At 70.0% G+C, this 19862-nt stretch carries 21 protein-coding genes; 18 read left to right on the top strand and 3 right to left on the bottom strand.

Annotated features, from left to right (window positions below; genetic code table 11):
• Positions 1 to 17: 17 nt before the first annotated feature.
• From Aut01nite_RS09025 to Aut01nite_RS08985, 9 genes are all read left to right on the top strand, one after another.
• Positions 18 to 803: an NAD(P)-binding domain-containing protein gene (locus tag Aut01nite_RS09025; RefSeq protein ID WP_043533868.1), complete on the top strand. Its 786-nt coding sequence runs from the start codon at positions 18 to 20 to the stop codon at positions 801 to 803.
• Positions 794 to 1582 (top strand): hypothetical protein, encoded by a 789-nt coding sequence (locus Aut01nite_RS09020; protein ID WP_043533867.1) that lies wholly within the window; start codon positions 794 to 796, stop codon positions 1580 to 1582. The genes Aut01nite_RS09025 and Aut01nite_RS09020 overlap by 10 nt, the downstream gene beginning before the upstream one ends.
• Positions 1575 to 2561 (top strand): NAD(P)-dependent oxidoreductase, encoded by a 987-nt coding sequence (locus Aut01nite_RS09015; RefSeq protein WP_043533866.1) that lies wholly within the window; start codon positions 1575 to 1577, stop codon positions 2559 to 2561. Before Aut01nite_RS09020 ends, Aut01nite_RS09015 begins: the two co-directional genes overlap by 8 nt.
• Entirely contained in the window at positions 2558 to 3634 is a 1077-nt protein-coding gene (locus tag Aut01nite_RS09010; protein ID WP_043533865.1) for an amidohydrolase family protein, read from the top strand. The genes Aut01nite_RS09015 and Aut01nite_RS09010 overlap by 4 nt, the downstream gene beginning before the upstream one ends.
• On the top strand, positions 3631 to 4809 hold the full coding sequence (locus Aut01nite_RS09005; RefSeq protein WP_052164691.1) for a hypothetical protein: 1179 nt from the start codon (positions 3631 to 3633) through the stop codon (positions 4807 to 4809). The genes Aut01nite_RS09010 and Aut01nite_RS09005 overlap by 4 nt, the downstream gene beginning before the upstream one ends.
• Positions 4806 to 5363 carry a nucleoside/nucleotide kinase family protein gene (locus tag Aut01nite_RS09000; protein WP_043533863.1) on the top strand — a complete coding sequence of 186 codons (558 nt, stop codon included), beginning with the start codon at positions 4806 to 4808 and terminating at the stop codon, positions 5361 to 5363. The genes Aut01nite_RS09005 and Aut01nite_RS09000 overlap by 4 nt, the downstream gene beginning before the upstream one ends.
• Positions 5360 to 6043 carry a formyltransferase family protein gene (locus Aut01nite_RS08995; RefSeq protein WP_043533862.1) on the top strand — a complete coding sequence of 228 codons (684 nt, stop codon included), beginning with the start codon at positions 5360 to 5362 and terminating at the stop codon, positions 6041 to 6043. Before Aut01nite_RS09000 ends, Aut01nite_RS08995 begins: the two co-directional genes overlap by 4 nt.
• Positions 6000 to 6884 (top strand): hypothetical protein, encoded by an 885-nt coding sequence (locus Aut01nite_RS08990; protein ID WP_152629164.1) that lies wholly within the window; start codon positions 6000 to 6002, stop codon positions 6882 to 6884. The genes Aut01nite_RS08995 and Aut01nite_RS08990 overlap by 44 nt, the downstream gene beginning before the upstream one ends.
• Positions 6885 to 7078: 194 nt before the next feature.
• Positions 7079 to 8605 carry a hypothetical protein gene (locus Aut01nite_RS08985; RefSeq protein WP_043533860.1) on the top strand — a complete coding sequence of 509 codons (1527 nt, stop codon included), beginning with the start codon at positions 7079 to 7081 and terminating at the stop codon, positions 8603 to 8605.
• A 33-nt stretch (positions 8606 to 8638) separates the two neighbouring features.
• Here the strand turns inward: Aut01nite_RS08985 and Aut01nite_RS08980 are convergent, their stop codons facing one another.
• Both Aut01nite_RS08980 and Aut01nite_RS08975 read right to left on the bottom strand, forming a co-directional pair.
• Positions 8639 to 9631, bottom strand: a complete 993-nt coding sequence (locus tag Aut01nite_RS08980; RefSeq protein ID WP_043533859.1) for an ABC transporter ATP-binding protein — start codon at positions 9629 to 9631, stop codon at positions 8639 to 8641.
• 69 nt (positions 9632 to 9700) lie between these two features.
• Positions 9701 to 10345 (bottom strand): histidine phosphatase family protein, encoded by a 645-nt coding sequence (locus Aut01nite_RS08975; RefSeq protein WP_052164690.1) that lies wholly within the window; start codon positions 10343 to 10345, stop codon positions 9701 to 9703.
• A 214-nt stretch (positions 10346 to 10559) separates the two neighbouring features.
• Between Aut01nite_RS08975 and Aut01nite_RS08970 the strand changes: the two genes are divergently transcribed.
• The 4 genes from Aut01nite_RS08970 (at position 10560) to Aut01nite_RS08955 (ending at position 14161) form a co-directional block, all read left to right on the top strand.
• A complete protein-coding gene (locus tag Aut01nite_RS08970; protein WP_043533858.1) occupies positions 10560 to 10838 on the top strand; it encodes a phosphopantetheine-binding protein in 279 nt (92 codons plus the stop codon).
• Positions 10835 to 12508, top strand: a complete 1674-nt coding sequence (locus tag Aut01nite_RS08965) for an ADP-ribosylglycohydrolase family protein (RefSeq protein ID WP_043533857.1) — start codon at positions 10835 to 10837, stop codon at positions 12506 to 12508. Before Aut01nite_RS08970 ends, Aut01nite_RS08965 begins: the two co-directional genes overlap by 4 nt.
• A gap of 68 nt (positions 12509 to 12576) precedes the next feature.
• A complete protein-coding gene (locus Aut01nite_RS08960; RefSeq protein WP_236643235.1) occupies positions 12577 to 13365 on the top strand; it encodes an ABC transporter permease in 789 nt (262 codons plus the stop codon).
• Entirely contained in the window at positions 13358 to 14161 is an 804-nt protein-coding gene (locus tag Aut01nite_RS08955; protein ID WP_043533856.1) for an ABC transporter permease, read from the top strand. Before Aut01nite_RS08960 ends, Aut01nite_RS08955 begins: the two co-directional genes overlap by 8 nt.
• Positions 14162 to 14240: 79 nt before the next feature.
• Here the strand turns inward: Aut01nite_RS08955 and Aut01nite_RS08950 are convergent, their stop codons facing one another.
• Positions 14241 to 15209, bottom strand: coding sequence for a transglutaminase-like domain-containing protein (locus tag Aut01nite_RS08950; RefSeq protein WP_152629163.1), 969 nt, complete (start codon positions 15207 to 15209; stop codon positions 14241 to 14243).
• Positions 15210 to 15512: 303 nt separating this feature from the next.
• Here Aut01nite_RS08950 and Aut01nite_RS08945 point away from each other — a divergent pair, with 303 nt between their 5' ends.
• From Aut01nite_RS08945 to Aut01nite_RS08925, 5 genes are all read left to right on the top strand, one after another.
• Positions 15513 to 16475: a ParB/RepB/Spo0J family partition protein gene (locus Aut01nite_RS08945; protein WP_204037479.1), complete on the top strand. Its 963-nt coding sequence runs from the start codon at positions 15513 to 15515 to the stop codon at positions 16473 to 16475.
• A 263-nt stretch (positions 16476 to 16738) separates the two neighbouring features.
• Positions 16739 to 17641: an isocitrate lyase/PEP mutase family protein gene (locus tag Aut01nite_RS08940; protein WP_043533853.1), complete on the top strand. Its 903-nt coding sequence runs from the start codon at positions 16739 to 16741 to the stop codon at positions 17639 to 17641.
• A gap of 189 nt (positions 17642 to 17830) precedes the next feature.
• Positions 17831 to 18718, top strand: coding sequence for an aldo/keto reductase (locus Aut01nite_RS08935; RefSeq protein WP_043533852.1), 888 nt, complete (start codon positions 17831 to 17833; stop codon positions 18716 to 18718).
• Between the two features lie 177 nt (positions 18719 to 18895).
• On the top strand, positions 18896 to 19291 hold the full coding sequence (locus Aut01nite_RS08930) for a peptidase inhibitor family I36 protein (protein WP_084000246.1): 396 nt from the start codon (positions 18896 to 18898) through the stop codon (positions 19289 to 19291).
• 148 nt (positions 19292 to 19439) lie between these two features.
• Complete coding sequence (locus Aut01nite_RS08925) at positions 19440 to 19832, top strand: hypothetical protein (RefSeq protein WP_152629162.1); 393 nt, start codon at positions 19440 to 19442, stop codon at positions 19830 to 19832.
• Positions 19833 to 19862: the final 30 nt, after the last annotated feature.

Raw genomic sequence — 19862 nt, 5'->3', positions numbered from 1 at the left:
ACTTCGACAGGAGTTGCATGTCCACACTGATCCGCGTCTACGGCAACGGCAGGTCCGGAAGCGCCTACACGGACCGTCTGCGTCAGCAGGGCTATACCGTCGCCGTCCACGACCGGTCCGGCGATGAGGTCCGGTGCGTCGATGGACCACTGACCGGTCCCGCCGTGGCCGCGATCCTCGCTCTTCCGCGCGGTACCGACGTGCCGGTCGCCCTGCGCGCCATCGACCCGATGGAGACACCGTGCGTCGTGGACCTGACGACCCAGTCACCGGAGTCGGCGACCGCCAACGCCGAGCTGTGGGCCGGCATGGGTGGCCGGTCGTACCATGCGGGCGGTTCCAACGGCGGCGAACGCGCGGTCCGCGCGGGAGACAGCTTCCTGCTCCTCGGCCCCCGCTGTGAGGAGCCGGTGTGGCAGGCGCTGCAGGCGATCGGCCACGTGACCGAGTACGCCTCCGCCGAGTACGCCGTAATGCTCAAGCTGTGCCACAACGCCTTCCTGGTGGTGGAGAACGAACTCGCGCGACAGCTGGCCGCGTTGTGTCAGCGGCGGGGGATCGCCCGCGAACACCTGGAGAAGACCATCGACGACGGGCCGGCCGGTCGGCGTTTCGGAGACCTGACCGCGATCCGGCACCTCAAGGGTGGTTACCCGTCGAGCTACATCGGTGAGTACGCCGCCAAGGACTGGTGCTACTTCCAGGGCACGCTGAGTGACGAGGAGCGGGCCATGTTCGACTTCGTTCAGGCCGACGGGCTCGCGCGCCGGCTCGCTCATCGGGGCACCGGTCCGTGGGTGTGAACGGGGACCCCAAGGAACCGACCGGCTGGGACATCGCCGTCGCGGTCAACGCCGCCCTGAAGGGCATGCTCGGCGCCATGGGGCAGAGCGGGCACGTGTGCCGTGAGGCCATTGCCGTCACCGTCCGGCTCGACACCGAGCGCGGCTACACCGACCTGCTTCAGCAGATCACCGATGCGGTACGGGGCCGGGTCCAACCGGGTGACACCGTGGTCGTCGCGGAGAAGCTGGTGGCGGCCGCGCAGGGCCGGCTCGGGCCGGCCGAGATCCTGACCTCACCGGATCCCAAGACGGTCGACGCGGCCACCCGGGAGGCACTGGCGGAGAAGTGGAGCCGGCACTGCGGGTTCCCGGTCACGCCGTTGCATCTGCTGCTCGCCGACGAGTTCACCCACCCCGAGCACGGAGCCATGGCGACGCTCGGCTGTGCCGACCACAACGGGGCCGCGTACGACCTCGCCGCGGCGATCCGAGCCGGGACGGACGTGCCGGCCGATGTCGTCATCTCGGACACCGACACGGGCATCGACGTGCGGACTCCGCTCATCGGGACGTTGACTCTGGGCGCGACGCCGGTCGGCGCCACCGGGGGCCTGAACCTGTACGAGTGCATGCGGTGCGCCTGCGCGGCCGAGTTCGTCCGTGGGCACGACCGTGGCATCCCGATCGTCCTGTGCCGTCCGGCCCGCCGCTGCGCCGATCGGCCCAGGACGGGGGCACACCGGGGCTACTCCGGGGCGCTCGACCGGGACCGGGAGGGGGCTCTGACGTATGGCTGAGGGGCTGCCGGTGGTCGCCGTCCTGTCCCCGGTGGACGCGCTACTGCTCGACTGGCTGTCGGAGCGCGCCGTCGTCCATCATGAACCGGGCCGGGCGAGCATCGACCCGGACGACCCGGCGATCGCGGCCGCGCATGTGCTGGTGGTCCGGAGCAACGTCCGGATGGCGGCCGATCAGATCGTCCGGCTGCCGCGGTTGCGCCTGGTGGTCCGGGCCGGATCCGGCACCGACAACCTTCCGGTCGAGGAATTGCGCAGGCACGAGGTGTCCCTGGCCGTCGTCGGCGGTGGACCGTCGGCGCCGGCGGTGGCCGAACTGGCCGCCCACTCCGCGGTAGCGCTGTTGCGCCGGGTACCGGTCGCGGTTGCGGAGCTGGCCGCCGGGCGGTGGGCGAAGGATCAGTGTCTGGGTGAGGAGATCGCCGACACGGTTGTCGGGATCTGGGGCGCCGGACCGGTCGGCCGTGCCACCGAACAACTGCTCACCCGGATGGGGGCGCGGACGTTCTTCGCCACCCATCGCGGTACGCCGCCGGAGGCGCGCACCATGACGCCGGACCGGCTGGCCGCGACCGCGCGAGTTCACGTGTTCGCGCTGCCGTTGCGGCCCGATACCCAGCGGTTCGTCGGCCCGGCGATGCTCGGCGCGTTCCGTGCGGCCCGACCGCACCTGGTCAACGTCTCGCGCTGGGACCTGTTCGACATGCCCGCCGTGATCGCCGCGCTCGCCGCCGGCGAGCTGTCCGGGGTGGCGGTCGACCCGGTCGACCGTGAGCACGTCGAGGCCGCGGCCGGGTTCACCGCCCGACGTCCTGGGCTTCCGGGACCGCTCAACGTGCAACTGCTGCCGCACCTCGGAGCGACAACGGTGGAAACCCACCGCCGGGTCGCGGCGGCAGCGATCGAGGCGCTCACCGCGCACTGGCACCGGCTCGTCCCCGACGGCGCTCAACGCGCCGAGTCTCAGGAGGTACCGTGATACAGGACCAGCCCATAGTCGATGTCGACACTCACCTCACCGACGCCGACCCGGGTCTCTGGCAGCCGTTCATCGCGAAGGCCCACAGCGACCTCGTGCCCCGCCTCGTCCGCGTCGACGGGATAACCCGGCTCGATGTCGGTTCCATGTTGCTGCCCAAGCCTTCCGGCCCGGGGGTGGGAAGCCCGCTGGGGGTAGGTGCCGCCGACCACGTCGCCACCGTGGAGGACAGGGTCGCGTTCCTGCAGAAGATGGGCGTCCGGCATTCGTTCCTCCTGCCGGGGTTCGTCGGCCTGGCGGCGCTGGACCACCCGAATCCGCGGGCCCGCACGGTGCTCGCCGCGGCACACAACGAGCTGGTCCACCACCTGTCGATCCAGGTTCCCGAGATCGAGTTCACGCCGGTCGTGCTGCCCGACGATCCGCAATGGTCCCTGGCCGAGCTGCGCCGATGGCAGGACCGGGCGACGGTACGCGGGGTCGTCAGCCGGCCGACCACGCATGAGCCGCGGCCGTACCGTCAAGGGGCCGAGAGCCCACTGCTGGCCCATCTCGTCGAGAGCGGCACAGTGCTCATGTTGCACGGCGCAACCGGATATCACCAGGCCAGCCCGATGGCTGATCAGTTCGACGACTACCGGCTGACGCACGTGTTCTCGCATCCGTTCGAGCAGATGCTCGCGCTCGCGGACCTCGTCCACTCGGGCGCGCTGGACGCCGGCCTGCGACTGGCGGTCGTCGAGGCGGGCTGCGGCTGGCTCCCGTGGTTCGCCGGCCGGTTGCAGGAGCACTACGATCACACCGGCGGCCTGCCGAGCGTCGATCGCGATGTGGTGGAGCTGCTGAAGCAGCAGGTGCTCCTGAGCGTCGAGCCGGGTGACGAGGGTGTCGACGCGGTCATCGAGCGGTTCGGTCCCGGCCTGCTCGCGTTCGGCTCGGACTTCCCGCACTGGGACGCCGCCCGGCCCGAGGACATCGATTCGCTGGCCGCCCGGCTCGGCCCCGAGCTGACGCACCGGATCCTCTATGCCAACGCCCACGAGTTCTTCTTCGGCTCTCGGGGGACGTCGTGATCGGGGAGCGGCCGATCACCGCCCACAGCACCGTCAACTGGTGGCCGCTGGAGTTTCGGTTCCACTCCGCCGAGCGCAGTGTCCTCACCTGGTTCCACCACCACCTCTACACGCTGGCGACGACCACAGCCGGGGTCACGCCGAGCCGGCCGGTCGACCTCACCGCGGTCGTCGACGAGAGACTCACCGATCAGCTGATGGCGGCGGCGACCGCCGGGCCGTGCCGGACGATCGAGGGGCATGTCGGCGAGTTCTGGACTGTGGGGGCCGGGCCGCGTGGTGAGACGTGGTGCCACGGCGTGCCCCCCGACGTGGGTCACGACCGGCACGTGATCGTCGCCCAGAACGACGGCGGGTGGCTCATCGCCGGCGCCGACCCGCTCACGGTGGGTAAGGCGGCGGTCCGGTTCGCCCGGGAGCTGCTGCGTACCGAACTGGCCCGGCACGGCGCCTTCACGGTGCACGCGTCGATCGCTGCGGACCCGATCTGCGGTGGGGTGATGTTCCTGGGCCCCACCGGCGGGGGCAAGACCACGCTGGCGCTCGCGTTCGCCCGTGCCGGCGGCTATCTCGTCAGCGGCGACCAGTCCGAGGTGCTCGCGCGACCCGGCGGCGGCGTCATGGGTATCGGTTTCCCGTGGATCTCGCGCGTGGGAGTCGGCACCCTCACCGGCCTCGGAGCCGACATGACGATCCGGGACGCACCGTTGCTGCGCCCGCAGCCGTCCCTGGCCGACGGCGCGTTCACCGATCGGGCGCTGCAGTTCCGGTCGCCGGACAAGCTGGAACTCACGATGCTGGAACTCGACGCGTTGCTGGAGGCGGGCTCCATGGACATCGCGCCCGTCGATGCGATCGTGGTCCTGCAGCCCGCTGCGGACGGCGTGCCGATGCGGATCCAGCCGGTCACTCTCGACGAGGTGGAACCGCTGGTACGCGCGGAGTTCCGGGAACCGGACGAGGCGCTCGTCTCGTTCTGGCTCGCGCCGCCGGACCGGCAACCGCCGCACACCCGCGATTTCGCCGAGTTCCGGGACATGGTGGCGGGTCTGCCGCTGTACCGGTTGACGTGGAACGCCGGACGCGATGCGGCGGCGGAGGCGGTCGTCGCGGTGCGCGACGCCCTGTGCGGGGGCCCGCTCGCCGAACAGGAACCCGTGGGCGTACCGCGATGACGGTGCGGGCGGTCGCGCTCGAGGGCCTTCCGGGCGCCGGCAAGACCACACTGCTCACTCGGCTGGCACGGGCGCTGCCGGACGTGCGCGTCCTGCCCGAGCTGGTGCTTCCTCCCGAGAGCCCCGGCGACGAGGCGTTCTTCGTCCGCAACGACCTGGAGAAGGCCCGGCTGGCGCAGCTCGCCGGCCGGGCGCTCCTCGACCGTGCCTGGCCGTCGACGGCGGCGTACGTGCTCGCGGAAGAGCGCTGGTCCGGCCGGGCGGCCGGACCTGAGGAGGTGATCGAGCGACTCTACGGTGCGCCTCCTCAAGTGCCGACCGCCTACGTCATGCTGGATCCGGTCCGGGTGGTGACACGTGCGTACGTCACCGCAGTGCTGTTCTGGAATGCGCGGTTCCGTCGTGAACTGCGCCGGGCGTACCACGATGTATTCGCTGTGGCGGGAATGCCGGTACTGGTGATCGACGACCGGCCGGACCGGCGACTCCTCCCGTTCGTCACCGATCAGCTGGCCGTGCAGGCCACTCCCGCGTCCGCAGGCGGGACGGGATGAGCGGCGCGACGGCGCTCGACCGGGAGCTGTTCGGCGCGTTGCGGGAGCGGTGCCTCGCCGGCGCCCGTGTCACCGTCCTGCTGTCGGGCCGCGGTTCGAACGCCGAGGTGCTGCTCTCATCGCGGTACCGGTACCCGAATCTGCGATTCGTGTCGCTGTTCGCGGACCGTCCGGGCTCGGCGGCGTCTACGCTCGCCGGCCGTTATGGACTGCCCTGGTTCGAACCGCCGGACCGGATGCCGGCCGGAAAGCTGTGGCCACAGCTGCGCCGATGGCTGACCTGGACCGGCACCGACGTGGTCTTCTGTGGCGGGTTCCTGAGGATCCTTCCCGACGACATCTGCCACCAGTGGCCGGGGGTCAACGTCCACCCGGCGGACCTCACCGTCCGCGACGACTCCGGGCGCCCGAGACTTACCGGGATGAACGCCGTGCCGGACAGTCTCGCCCTGGGCCACCGGCAGGTGCGCGCTTCCGCCCACCTGGTCCGCAACCCGGTCGACGAGGGCCTGGTGCTGGCCTTGTCCCGGCCGGTCGAGGTCGTTGCCGGCGACGACCCGGCCGCCGTCCATGACCGTCTGCGGCTGCGCCGCGAACACCGTCTGTACCCGCGGCTGGCCGAAATGCTGGCCGCCGGTGATCTACACCTCGGTGACCTGCCTCTACGTGACGTCGAGTAAAGGGAAGACGATGGAGTACGCGGTACGCAAGGTGGACGGGTTGTCCTTCGTGTCGTTGCCGGCGGCGGCCGCCGCCGTTGCCGGCCTGCCCCCGGGCGAGCGTCTGAACGGGCTGCTACGGGCATGCGGAGTACGGTTCCACGCATCGCCGTACGACCGGTTCGTAGCGGCACCCGTGGTGGCGCTGGCCGGCATCGGCGGTCTGCTGTTCGACTGGGAGCCGGACGACCCCGCCGACACGGTGCGGCTGCATGAACTCACCGGCCCGTTGCCGGTCGAGTCGCTGCGGCGCGCGGTGCGCAACGCCGGCGGCGCCAGCGCGTTCTTCACCTACCTCAATCCGCGTGACCGTTCCCTGGCCGAGCTGGGTGACACCGCCCTGCGGCTCGGCCATCGGTCGGTGCTGCACGCCGCGGCTGCCACCGTGCTGATCGCCGGGCACACCAGCGCGGTCGAGCACGAACTGGCCACCCAGCGTGATCTGGTGCATCTGTCCCGGCTGACCGTCAACCGCACCATGGCGCAGAGCGACCCGCCGTTGCGGATTGCCGATGCGGAACTCCTCCCTGCGGCTGACGAGATCATGCGGATGATCCGGCAGCGGCTCCCGGCAGCCGGGGGCGCCTCCCTCGATGAGCTGGAGTGCCGCAACGCTCTGTTCCCCGCCGCCAAGGCGTCGGTGGTCCTGCTGTCCGGCACGATGCGCAACCTGATGAAGGTGGCCGCCTCGGGGGTGGCCAAGGAAGCCGAGCTCGGTGGACTCGCCAGCCGGCTGTCGGCCCACATCACCGCCCTGTGCCGCCTCCCGGACGAGGTGAGCGGGCCGCCGACTGCCCCCTAAAGCCGCTACAACCACGGGGAACGATCGATCGATAGCATCGGGACCGGTGGTTCCGCACGAGCCCCGGAACATGTCCGTGGGCAGCCGGGCCGCAGGCAGGCGAGCGCAACGCTGTCAACAATCCACGATGCCGTCACCGGTGATGCCTTGTGGCGCCATTCGGCCGGTGGGTGGCGATCAAGCGGGGGTCACGAATGCGTAAGGTCTATCTGAGGGCCGACCCGGAGATCGCCCTCGTCGCTGAGCGCTTCTTTGCCGTGAACGGCTTGCAGACCCTCCCGGCCGGCAACGAATCCGGCACGGCGGCCGGATCCGCGGATCTCCCTGTGGTCGACATCGCGGCGGGGCCGGCCGGGGTGCGGTTGCGGTACCACCGCGCGGACCAACGGCCGGTGCAGATCGAGGTGCCCGGTCACCCTCCCGGTTCGGTGGCCGAGGCTGCCTCGCGTTTGCTGCTCCACGTCGACTGCACCGAGAGCCCGGCGCAGTGGAGCTCACGGCCGGACTGCGAACGCCTGCTGGACGCCCGCAGTCCCGGCGGCGCGCTGAACCTGGCGCACGAGCCGCATGACTGGGTTTTCGCCAGCCCGTTCGTCACCCGTCTCGCCGGTACCCACCATGCGGCGCTGATCCACTACGTCCTGGACCATCGGCCGGTGGTGCTCAAACCGTGGAGGCTGGTCGCCGAACGCAATTACTGGAACTCGACCCTCAACGGCGGCCTGCCGCTGATCCGCAAGCGGGACCCGATACACGAGGGCACGTTCATGGTGCACGACCTGCACCATTTCCTCTTCGTCGACCCCATCGTCACGGGGACGACGGCCGCGCACCGCATGGCGTACGTGGCGGCGCGGATGCTCTCGGAATCGATCACCCTGGTCCTCGCCGACATCGCGGCGGTGTACGCGGCGGATCTGACGGCAGCCGGTTACGACGTCGGGAAGCGGGCCATCTATCCGGTCTTCGCCTCCCTGAACCGCCCGCTGACGTACGAGCTCGAACGCGATCTGGTGTTCGCCAACGCGCGTTTCGCGCTCACCGGGGAACTCGACGGCTTCGTCGCCCTCGGCGTCCCGGATGCGCCGTTGGAGCGCTTCGCCGACAAATATCGCCGCTTCTTCGCCGGCGACTACACGTGGAACCTCGCTAATGTCGGCGCCTTGGCGTCACCGGCAGGTGTCGCCTACGCCGACTGGGTCTCCGGCGTGCTGCCGGAGTTGCCGACCACGTCCGATCTGGTCGGCCGGTATGCGAGTGGCAACGAGTTCCGGGTCGCCGACTTCGTGGAGGACGAGTTCCTCGGCGTCGTGTACGCGGCCCGTCGCACCACGAATCCGCGGCATCGGCTGTGCCGGGAACGGATGGTGCACAGCCGCACCCTCGCCGGCCAGGCGAAGCTGCTGTTCGACCTCCCGCGGGCAGACAGCGACACCGTGCTGTCCGCCGTGGAGAGGGCCCTGCGCGACATCGAGGCCGCCGCGGAGCCGGAGACGGTGGCCGTCTGCGCGGCCGAGGCGCGGGCGCTGATCGACGACCAGATCGACGCGCTACTCGACGAATCGCGCATCCTCAGTCACGAGGCGGTGCTGTTCCGCTCGCACTACCCGCATTTCCCGCCGGTCTACGTCGACTACGACCGTCCGCTGGCCGAGTTCCCCACGCTGGCGGAACTCCGGCTGGAGGTGTTCGGCGACACACGGTTGGCCGGCCTGAAGTAGCCCTCCGCCGGCGGGCTGCCGGGCCCGGGACGGTCAGCTCTGCACCGACTCCTCGGCGGTGCGCAGGTATAGCTTGCGGATGACGTCGTCGATGTCCGGCTCTTCGAGGGTCAGGTCCTGGACCTGCGCGTGCTGCCCGACCAGCTCCAGGATCCTGGCCGCGGTGGTCTCCGCCGGCACGAATGACAACCGTTGCTGCGTGCCTTCCCTCTCGACACCGACGAGCCGGGTGTCGGGGATGTGGTCCAGCGGCGGTACGGGAGCGGCAAGCTGGACGACCATGATGCGTTCGGCGCCGACCAGCTCGGCGATTCCCGGCAGCGTGCCGTCATAGACGGATCTTCCGTGGTCCACCACGATGACCCGTTCGGTGAGGCGCTGGACGTCGCCCATGTCATGAGTGGCGAGCAGCAGGCTGGTACCACGGAGCTGGCGTTGCTCGACGAGGAAGTTCCGCAGCCGCTCCTTGCTCAGCACGTCGAGTCCGATGGTCGGTTCGTCGAGGATCAGGAGCCGCGGGGAATGCAGCAGGGCCGCCGCCACCTCACCGCGGATACGCTGGCCCAGGGACAGCTGCCGCACCGAGGTGGAGATGAAGCCGCCGAGATCGAGGCGTTCGATCAGCTCGTCGGTGCGGCGCGCCTGGGCGGCGGGGGAGAGCCGGTGGATCGCGCCGAGCACCCGGAACGACTCGCTCAAGGGCAGGTCCCACCACAGTTGACTGCGCTGGCCGAAGACGACGCCGATCTGCCGGGCCAGCCGGCTGCGGTCGCGTACCGGTTCCAGCCCGCAGGTGTGGGCCACGCCGGAGGTCGGCACCAGGATGCCACTCAACATCTTGATCGTGGTCGATTTGCCGGCTCCGTTGGCGCCGAGGTACCCGACGGCGGCGCCTTCCGGGATGCTGAAGGTGAGGCCGTCGACAGCTTTGACGACCGTACGGGCACGGCGCAGCCACCGCCCGGACGTGCCCCGGACGAGGAACTCCCGCCGTAGATCGCGCACTTCGATGATCGGGTCGGTCATGAGGCCACCGGCCCGGCGGCGAGAGCCGCGGCGGGCCGGCCGGTCCGCCGTGTCGCCGGGCGGGCCCGGTCAGTCGAGATGCCCGTGGTCATTGAACCGCTCCAATCGCCACCGTCCACCGGTGGATCCTCCCGACCATACGGTCATGCTGGTGTAGTCGACGTCCAGTTCGAGACGGCCGGGCCCGTCGACGCCCGCGAAGTGCTGCATCGATGCGCGGATGACGCCACCATGGGTGACGATGACGGCCGTCTGCCCGGCGTGTCGTTGCGCCACCGCGAGCAAGCCGCGCCGTGACCGCAGCATGAAGCGCACCCAGCTCTCGCCACCCGCGGTCGCCACCGCGTCGTACATGCTGTCGACGCCGCCGAAATCGGCCATGCTGCGCCCTTCCAGGCCACCCCAGTGGAACTCGCACAGGTCACACCGGCGTACCGGCTCGCATCGGCCGTCCGCTACCGCGGGCGAGATGATCGCGGCCGTCTCGATCGCACGGGGCAGTTCGGAGGTGTACAAGGCGTCGGCCGGCATTCCGCCGGCGTGCAGCAGGCGGTCGCGGAGGGCAGCGGCCTGCTGACGACCGGTATCGGTGAGGCCGAGGCAGGTGTCGTGACCGACGAGCCGCCGTGTCGTATTGGCGTGCGACTCACCGTGCCGGATGAGGATCAACCGGGTGCCGGGCGCCGGCCCTGGCCTGCGGTCACCGGACGCCACGTGTGCCCTCTCCGTTGCTCGACCCGTCCGTCTTCGCCGAAGCGGGATCGTCTTCGTCACGAACCGGCCTCCCGGAGATTCTAGGGTCGCCGTCCGGAGGGCGGCGCGTCCCGAGAAGACGTGACGCACGCGTGGGCGTCACGGCCCCGTGAGCGCGGCTACGCTGGCCGACCAGACGCGGCGGCGATGCGGCGATGGTCGGGGGAAGATGACTATGACGGAAGCCAGCTGGCCTGAGCGATTCGAGGCGGTGCTGAGGTCGTTGATCCCGCTCCTTCCCGCGGACGAACCGCTGGCGCCCGACCTGAAACTCCAGCAGGCCGGACTCGATTCACTGGCCACGGTCAACCTGCTGATCGAGTTGGAGGACACCTTCGACATCACCTTCCCCGACGAGATGCTCAAGGCGAGCACCGTCTCGACGCCGGCTGCGCTGTGGGCCACTCTGGACGGGCTGATCGCGCTGTCGGGCGACAGGTCCGGTCGCGGATGACCCGCGGGCGTGAGAAGCGGGCACCAGCCGGGGTCCGCGCCGTCGTGTTCCGGCTCGACGGTGTCCTCGTGGACAGCGCGCATGCCAGCTATGCCGCCTGGCACAGCGAATTCTTCCGGCGCGGGCTGCACCTGCCGATCGACTACTGGGGAGACCTGCTGGCGTCGTACCCGGTGCACCGGTGCGACGACCGGGTCGTCGCGTTGTTGCGCGAGCGCTCGCCGGAGCCGCTGCCCGACCCGGCTGCGGTGGTGGATCGGGTACGGCGCCGGCGTCAGCGGCTGGAGGGGGCCCAGCCGCTGCGGCCCGGAGTCTCCCGCTGGTTGGACGACGCGGCGGAACTCGGCTTGCGATTGGTCGTCGCCTCCGATCGTCCACCATCGCAACTGGACGCCGAGCTGGTCCGGTTACGCCTGAGCGACCGTTTCGACATGCGGTTCAGCTTCGCCGGCACCACCGTCGGCGACGGCTACCGGAGACTCGCCGAGCAGACCGGCTTGCCCGCCACGGCGCTGGTGGCGGTCGAGGACGCGCCGCCCGGCGTCCGCGCGGCGCGCGCCGTGGGTCTGCGCTGTGTGGTTTCGCCGCACCGGGTCTCTACTCACCTGTTCACGACGGAGGACGGCATGGTAGTCGCTGAGCCACCTTGGGTCGACCTGCCGGGGGCACTGTCCGGCCTGACGGTGGCCGGTCCGCGGCAGGGGCCGGACGAAGCCGTCGTCGCCGGGCGGATCGCTGCCAGTCTCGGCGGGCTGGCCTTGGGTGACGCGGTGGGGAAGGTGGTCAACAAGCGCACCGCGAGCCAGCTGGAAACGGACACCGCCGAGCTGCTCACTTCCCTGCGCAGTGGGACCGAGCCGCCACCGGCGACCGTGTTCACCGGCTGCGTCACCGACGACACGGTCCTGCTCCTCGCGCTCGCTGATCGCGTCCTCGCCGACGGCCGGGTGCACCGCGACTCGTACGAGCGGGTGCTGCGCTCCTTGAATCCGCGCAGCGGCCGCCAGATCTACAAGTTGCGTGGCGACTCCTCGGACCTGCACGTGGCGGGTGACGGCAACACCAATGGCTGCGTGCCGCGGTGTGCCGCCGTCGCGTACACCGTCCCCGCGAGCGCTCTCGGTGACCTCTGTTACGACATGCTGAAGGTGGTCACGCTGACGCACGGCGGAGCGGAGGCGGTGGCCGCGTCGCTGTTGTTCGGCGTGGTCCTGTCCCGCGCGCTCGACGGTGAGTCGGCGCGGTCGGTGCGTGAGCGGCTCCCTGCCCTGCACAGCTCCCTCGTCCGGCTCGCGGGAGGCGGCGAGGTGGTGTCCGAGCTGGTCCGGTCCGGCGCGGCGCAGGCCGATCGGGCTGAGTCCGCCGCCTACTATGTCGACATGCTGGAGAACAGCGTGGGGATGGCGATGGCGGCGCGTTCGTCGGCCGTCGCGGGAATATGCCTGGGGCTGTCGGGCTTCCCGTTCCCTGACGTGATGGCGGCCCTGATGCGGCGGCAGGCGCATTGGGATCTCGATTCCACCGGTGCGATCTACGGTGCGCTCGCCGGCGCCTTCCAGCCGCAGGAGATACCCGGCGCGTGGGTGACCAGGATCGCCCAGCACTGCGGGCGTGACTTCGCGGAGATGTCCCGCTCCCTGGCCGAACTGCGAGGACGCCACCCAGCATGATCGACGCCTCGGCTTCTGGGACATCGGCCGAAGCCGCATCGCGGAGCCGGCTACGCGCCCATACCGCGGTGTTCGGCGCTCTCGTCGTCATGGGCTTCCGCCGGTGGTCCACCTACCGGCTGGCGGCTCTTGCCGGCGCCTTCGCCAACACGGTGTTCGGCCTCATCCGCGCCAACGTGACGGTCGCCGTGGTCGGCGTCGCCGGTGGCGTGGTGGCCGGATACGACGCTCGGGAAGTGGCCACATACGTGTGGGTGGGCCAGGCTTTGCTGGGTTCCATCTACATCTTCCAGTGGACCGATCTGGCGATGCGCATACGCAGCGGGGACATCGCCATCGACCTGGGCCGGCCGGTGGATCCGCAGATCGCCTACCTCGCTGCTGACCTGGGCCGGGCCGCGTTCGACCTCATCCCCCGTGGCGCGCTGCCGCTCCTGGTCGGAGCACTGGTGACCGGTCTGGTGCTGCCCGCGAGCCCGCTGCCGTACCTGCTCGGGGTGGTCAGTCTCGTGCTGGCCGTGGTGATCTCGTTCGCCTGCCGGTGGCTGGTGAACCTGGCCGGGTTCTGGTTGCTGGATCTCCGCGGTCCGATGGCGACGTACCTGGTCGCGGTGAGCGTCCTCAACGGCCTCATCGTGCCGGTCTCGTGGTTTCCCGCCTGGCTGCAGACGCTGGCTGCCTGGACACCGTTCCCGTCGATGCTCCAGACCCCCATCGACGTGTTCACCGCCCGAGCCGAAGGGACCCAGGCGCTGTCGGTCATCGTCGTCCAATCGGCGTGGGCGGCGGCGCTTCTTCTGCTCGGGCAGGTCGTCTACCGCCGCGGCGCGCGGCGATTGGTGGTGCAAGGTGGCTGATGCGCTGCGGCCCTACCGGGTCATCATCGGGTCGCGGGTGCGTTCGCAGACGGCGTACCGGCGATCGTTCGCCATCGACCTCGCGGTCAGTGTCGGCGGCACCACGATCGGATTCGCCGAGATCTACGTGATCTTCACTAACATCACGACGCTTGGCGGCCTCGACTTCGCCGGCGCCGCCATGCTGTTCGCCCTCTCCCACGTCTCGTTCACCATCGCCGATCTGGTCGTCGGGCATGTCGGCAACCTGCCGACGTACATCCGCACCGGCACCCTCGACGCCTTCCTGCTGCGCCCGCTGTCGGTGTTCGGCCAACTCGCCACGGCCGACGTCACCCTGCGGAGGCTCGGCCGCACCGCGACCGGGCTCGTCATCCTGGCGGTGGCCGTGCCGCTCAGCGGCATCGTCTGGGATCCGGCCAAGGTGATGCTCATCGTCATCACCGTGGTGGCCGGCGCCGCCATCTTCGCCGGCCTCATGGTGTGCGGTGCGGCGGTGCAGTTCTGGCTGGTCGAAGGCGGAGAGTTCGCCTCGGCCGTCACTTATGGCGGCAGCTATGCGGCGCAGTACCCGGCGAGCGTCTTTCACCCGATGGTGAGGGTGTTCTTCTCGTTCGTCCTGCCGGCGGCGTTCGTCTCGTACCTGCCGGTGCTCGTCCTGCTGGACTTGCCGGGGCCGGCCGGGTTGCCGCAGTGGCTCGGGTGGTGCACGCCGGTGATGGCAGTGCTGGTGTGGGTGGTGGCGATGGGAGCCTGGCGGGCAGGGCTGCGCCACTACACCGGCACCGGTTCCTGACCGTGCCTGACCCGGCCGGGTTGTCACCGGACGCGTGACAGCGAGCGGAGAGCCCGGTGGACGGCTCCCTCGGCCGGCCTCAGTGGCCATCCGGTCCTGTGGCGGCGGTAGTACCGCTCGCCTCCGGGGACTCACGGATCCGACGGGTGGCCAGCCCCAGGACGATCTCGTCACCGTTGTGGGTCGCGAGGGGCACCTTGGTCTCGGTGATGCCGACGAGGATGGCTCCCGGTGACCGGTACGCGTCCCAGGCCGGTGATTCCACCACACCCCACTCGATCATCCACCGGAGCATCACGGGGTCGATCGGTACCCAGCGGCCGTCGACCGAGATCTCGGCCCAGTTGTGGCGGTTGGAGTAGGGAAGGACGACCATGACGCCGTAGCGTGACCGGATGGGCAGACCCCGTCGGCGGCCTTCGGCGACGAGGTATCGCGTGGTGCCGAGGCAGTCGCCCAGTCGGACCTGCCGGATGAAGTCCGTGTCCTCACGCAACGAGGCAGGCAGGCGCATGAACTCGATGTCCGACAGGGAGTCCATCAACTCCCGAGCGTCGTCCGGCAGTGCCGGCCAGTCCGGTCGCAGGACGACCCGTGTGGCAGGCGCCGGGGCCGGATCGCCGGCGGAGACCTCCCGCTGCAGGATCTGCTGGTCGGGCAGCAGGAACGCATAGCGGCAGTCGCCGCTGTGGCCCGGGGACGGGCAGCCCACCTTGTACTGGATCTCGTAGGACGCGGATCCTTCGTCGCTGCGACGGTTCATTCCCGCGGCCCAGAAGCGGCGTGCCGCCCGGGCGGAGCCGCCCATGCGCATCGCAACGTTGCGGAGGTCGGTCAGGTCGTAGCGGAGGGACTCTCCGGTGCCTCGGGTCGGCAGGCCATGGTGGCGTAGTTCCGCCAGCAACGCCGGCGCCAGACGGAAGAGTTGCCACGTCTCGTCCGGGGTGACGATGAACTGCCGGGCCGCGTCCGGGATCCGGCGCAGCTTCTCGACGAGCATGGCAACCTGCTCGCTGGTTATCCCGTCGGGCAGTGAATCGGGTGGCACCCGTTCTCCCTTCCCTTCCTGGCGCGGGAACGTCGGTCGGCCGGCGCTCGTGCGTCTCCGCAGCCTGTTCCATCAGTCTCCGGCCGAGCACGTCCCGAGATCGGGTGACACCGGCCGCGACAGCGCGGCGAGCACGGGCCGGAATACCGGCACCGTCGCGGAAACCGGCGACGTGCAACCTCGTCCGGGACCAGTGGACCCTGAAGCCGTATCTGCTCGCCGGCGGGATCGCTGCCGGTGATATCTGTACATACGGGGGTACTGATGGACGGCTCGGTGCGGCTCTCGTTGAACTCGTTGAGGATGAGCGGGTCACCGAGGCTCTCCGGCCAGGACCCCGCACACGTACGGTTGCTGGCCGAGTCGGGCACCGCCCTGCCGCCGATCCTGGTGCACCGCGGCAGTATGCGGGTCATCGACGGCATGCATCGGGTCCGGGCCGCGCGGCTGCGGGGCGCCGACACGATCGAGGCCCGCTTCTTCGACGGTAGCGACGAGGAGGCCTTCGTCGTAGCGGTCAAGGCCAACCGCGCGCACGGGCTTCCGCTGACCTTCGCCGAGCGCGAGGCCGCGGCGACACGGCTCATCAGCCGCCGGCCCCAGTGTTCCGACCGTGCCATCGCCGACATCACGGGGCTGTCCGCGCGCACTGTCGGGGTGATCCGCCGGCGCGCCGGTGATGCTGGCCTGCTGGCGCCGCTGCGGGTCGGCCGCGACGGCCGCGTCCGTCCGCTCGACGGTGGCGACGGCCGGCGCCTGGCCTCCGAAGTGATCGCCCGGCGACCGGAGGCGTCGCTGCGCGAGATAGCCCGGGAGGCCGGCATCTCTCCGGCGACGGCGAGGGACGTACGCGAGCGGCTGCGGCGCGGTGAGGACCCGCTGCCCCAGCGCTTGCGCGACGGCCGGAGCAGAGCGACCGCATCTCTGGCGCCGGTCGAGCGGCGGGACGCGCGGGCGGTGCGGGAACCGGTCACCGAGGTCCGGCCCGGGACAGGCGGCGACCGTGCCGCCACCGGCAGGGGGCACGACTGGGAGAGCATGCTGCACAGCCTGAACCGTGACCCGTCGCTGCGCTTCGCCGACTCCGGGCGCGCCCTGCTGCGGTGGCTGTTCACCCACGCCAGGGCGCCCGATGGGTGGGAGCAGGTCATCGACGCGATCCCCCCGCACAGTGCGTACATCGTGGCTGAGGTGGCGCGGGGCTGCGCCGATTCCTGGGCGGAGTTCGCGGACCAGCTGCAGCATCGACTGCGTGCCTCGGCGTAGTCCGGTGGACGGCGTCACGGCCCCTCGAGATGCCGGTGTCGCGCCTTTCCGGGACGTGTCCACGGCTCTCCGGGAACCGTAGTCTTCTGCCAACAGCGAGTGGCCAGCGCATTCGTCCACCACATCTGCCGGGTCGGCGAGGTGGCTGCACCAGAGACGGACGCCGGCAACGCCCCGGCCGACGTCGGTGGATACGGCACTGGACGGATGGCACACCGCCGTTGTCCTTCACAACAACGATTCTCGATTGTCGAGGGTGACCTGTGCGCATTCCATCGGACGCGGACCACGAACCCGAAACCGGAGCATGTGCTTCCCGCGCCATCGACGCCGCCGTTGGCCGGGCGTCGATCGAGGTCTGGGCAGGCATCTACGACTCACTCACCGCGCTTCAGGCGCAACGCCTGGGGTACGACGGCTTGTGGCTGAGCAGCCTCGGCCTGTCCACCGGGCGGCTCGGCCTGCCCGACGCGGGCTTTCTCCAGCCGGCGACGGTCATCACGGCGATCGAGGAGATCGGGCGGGTCACCGACACGCCGATCCACGTCGACTTCGAGAACGGCTACGGCCTGCAGGGTTCCGACCTCGCCGACTTGGCCGACCGGTTCTTCGTTGCCGGCAGCCGCGCTCTGTGCATGGAGGACTCGGTCGGCGCCAAGCGCAACAGTCTGTGGACGGGCACCCGGCGCGATCTGGCAACCATCGACGACATGACCCAGCGGCTGCACCGGCTGGTCGAGGTCGCCCAGCGCCACGGGGGGATCATGATGGCGCGTACCGAGGCGCTCATCGAAGGTTTGAGCATCGATGAGACGGTGGAGCGAGTTCATCGGTATGCGAGCACCGGATGCGAGTACGTTGTGGTCCACTTCCGCAGGGATGTGGAGGACGCGCTCGAGGTGGCGCGCAAGGCCGCGACGGCGGATGTCAAACTGGTCATCATTCCGACCGCCGCCCCGCCGGTGACGTTCGAAACCGTGTCGGCAGCCGGTTTTGATGTCTACGTGGCCGCCAATGTGGCCGTCCGTGCGGCGATGAGCGCGATCGAGCGAGGTCTCGAGAGTGTGCTGAAGATGGGCCACCAGGCAGCCGCCCTGGAAGGTGTGGCGAGTCTGGCCGACCTCGACTCCATCGTGCGCACGGACATCCTGGTGCCGCGGTCGTAGCAGCGCCCGGCCGTTGCGGACTGTGGGTGGGAGCGGTGAGTAGCAGCCGTCGCGTGGACCCCACCGTGAGTGCCACGCCCACTGCGGCAGGTCCGGTGAGGGCCCGAGGCGCGGGGATCCCATAGGCGGTGGGCGGCTCCGAAAGGCCGCCCTCGGCCTGCTCCCCGCCAACTGAGAGGAAACGTCCCGATGTCCACCATCCCGAACCTGAAGCTCAACAACGGCGTGCACATGCCCGTTCTTGGCGTGGGTGTCTTCCAGACGCCGCCGGCCGAGACCCGCTCCGCGGTCGAGGCGGCGCTGTCGGCGGGTTACCGGCACATCGACACCGCCGCCATCTACGGCAACGAACGCCAGGTCGGCGAGGCGGTCGCCGAGTCCGGCGTCGACCGCTCCGAGGTGTTCCTGGAGACCAAGATCTGGATCAGTGACTATGGGTACGACCAGACGCTGCACGGCTTCGAGAAGAGCGCCGGCAAGCTCGGCGTCGACCAGATCGACCTGTTGATCCTGCACCAGGCGCTTCCGTCGGATTTCGGCAAGACCCTGGAGGCCTACCGCGCTCTGGAGACGCTGCTGGCCGACGGCAGGGTTCGGGCGATCGGCGTCAGCAACTTCATGGTCGACCACCTGATCGCTCTGCTGAACTCCGCGACCGTGGTGCCCGCGGTCAACCAGATAGAGGTCCACCCGTACTTCGCCCAGCGCGAGGTGCAGACCTTCAACGCGCGGCACGGCATCCTCTCCCAAGCGTGGTCGCCGATCGGCGGCATCACCTTCTACCGCGACAGTGGGCACGCCAACACCCTGCTGGACCCGGTTATCGGCGAGATCGCGAAGGCGCATGGCAAGAGCGCGGCGCAGGTGATGCTCCGCTGGCACCTGCAGCAGGGCCGCTCCGCGATCCCGAAGAGTACGAAGCCGGACCGGATCGCGGCGAACATCGACGTGTTCGACTTCGAACTGACCGCCGAGCAACTGGCGGCGATCGACGGTCTGGAGACCGGCAAGCGCGGTGGGCCTGAACCCGCCGCCATCACCCTCGAGAATTTCGGCCGGCCGATCCCCAGGGACTGATCCGCCCTCTCCGTTGCCCGTTGCCCGTGCCTTCTGAGGCCCGACGGCGGGAACGAGTATGCCGGCCGTGAAACTCGGTGGCTTGTCGGCGAACGTCACCGAATCACATGCCGTTCCTTACGGAGATCACGTCACTCTGCGAAATCCATTCCAACTCTGCGAAACAAGGAGGTACACATGCGTGCCAAGACAGCCATGTCCCTGGGCCGGTCCGTCTTGCTCGGCACCGTGCTCACGGCGACAGTCGTGCTCGGCGCGGTGACTCCGGCCGCGGCCGATGCCGCCCGGGCCGCCGCTCCTGACTGTTCCTTCACCAAAACGGTCTGCCTGTTCGAGGGCGCCAACTACACCGGCGCCCGGCTCACCCTCAGTTCGTGGCCGGCCGGCTCCGGCGCTTGTATCAGCCTGGTGGAGCACGGCTGGGCCAACCGCGCCCACTCCGCGTACAACACCAATCTGACGAGCGCCGCGCTGTTCATGAACGACGATTGCCTGGGTGGACCGAACCAACTCCAGCCGGGCGGCACGCCGACTCTCAACAGCTCCTCTGTGCGGAGTATCTGGGTTCCCTGAATCAGGGGCGTCTGTCTCCCGTGATCGGTGAGTCATGCCGTTTCAGGTGTCTCGCCAGGATGGGGTGGTCTCCTCGATGAGGTAGTCGCGGACCAGGCGGCGGTGCTGCATCAGCCGGCTCAGGGTGTGCTCGGCCACCCACCGCCGCTTGGCCAGGCAAACCTTTGCCGCCGGCAACACGGCCGTCGCCATGGCGGCTGCCGGCCTCGGTGACCGGTCCCGGGCGGCCGTCGTCGTCACCGGCGCCCGCGAACGAGCCCCCGATCTGCGCGAGACGCTGGAGCGGATCGTCGCCGGCCTGCCCTCGCCGCGGGTGCACCTGAGCATCGGCGACGACGTGCGCTCCGACGAGGTCCGCACCGCCACGCTGGTCCGCTGCGTGCCGGAGGTGGTGCGCCGAGGCCGACCACGGCGCCCCCGCAGTCGCCGCCGTCGTGACCGACGGCCTGCTCGGCTGACCGGTCTCGCCGGTTGCGCCACCGCTCGCCGGAGGGCCTGGCCGTCCCGCAGGCATCCGGTATCTGCTCTGTTAGCGCTCTGATCATCGGGGGTATGGCATCCCCGGAGATCG

The organism is Actinoplanes utahensis, assembly GCF_016862455.1.
Lineage (GTDB): Bacteria > Actinomycetota > Actinomycetes > Mycobacteriales > Micromonosporaceae > Actinoplanes > Actinoplanes utahensis.
The sequence above is the reverse complement of the archived record's forward strand: the minus strand, read 5'-3'. Positions and strand labels throughout refer to the sequence as shown.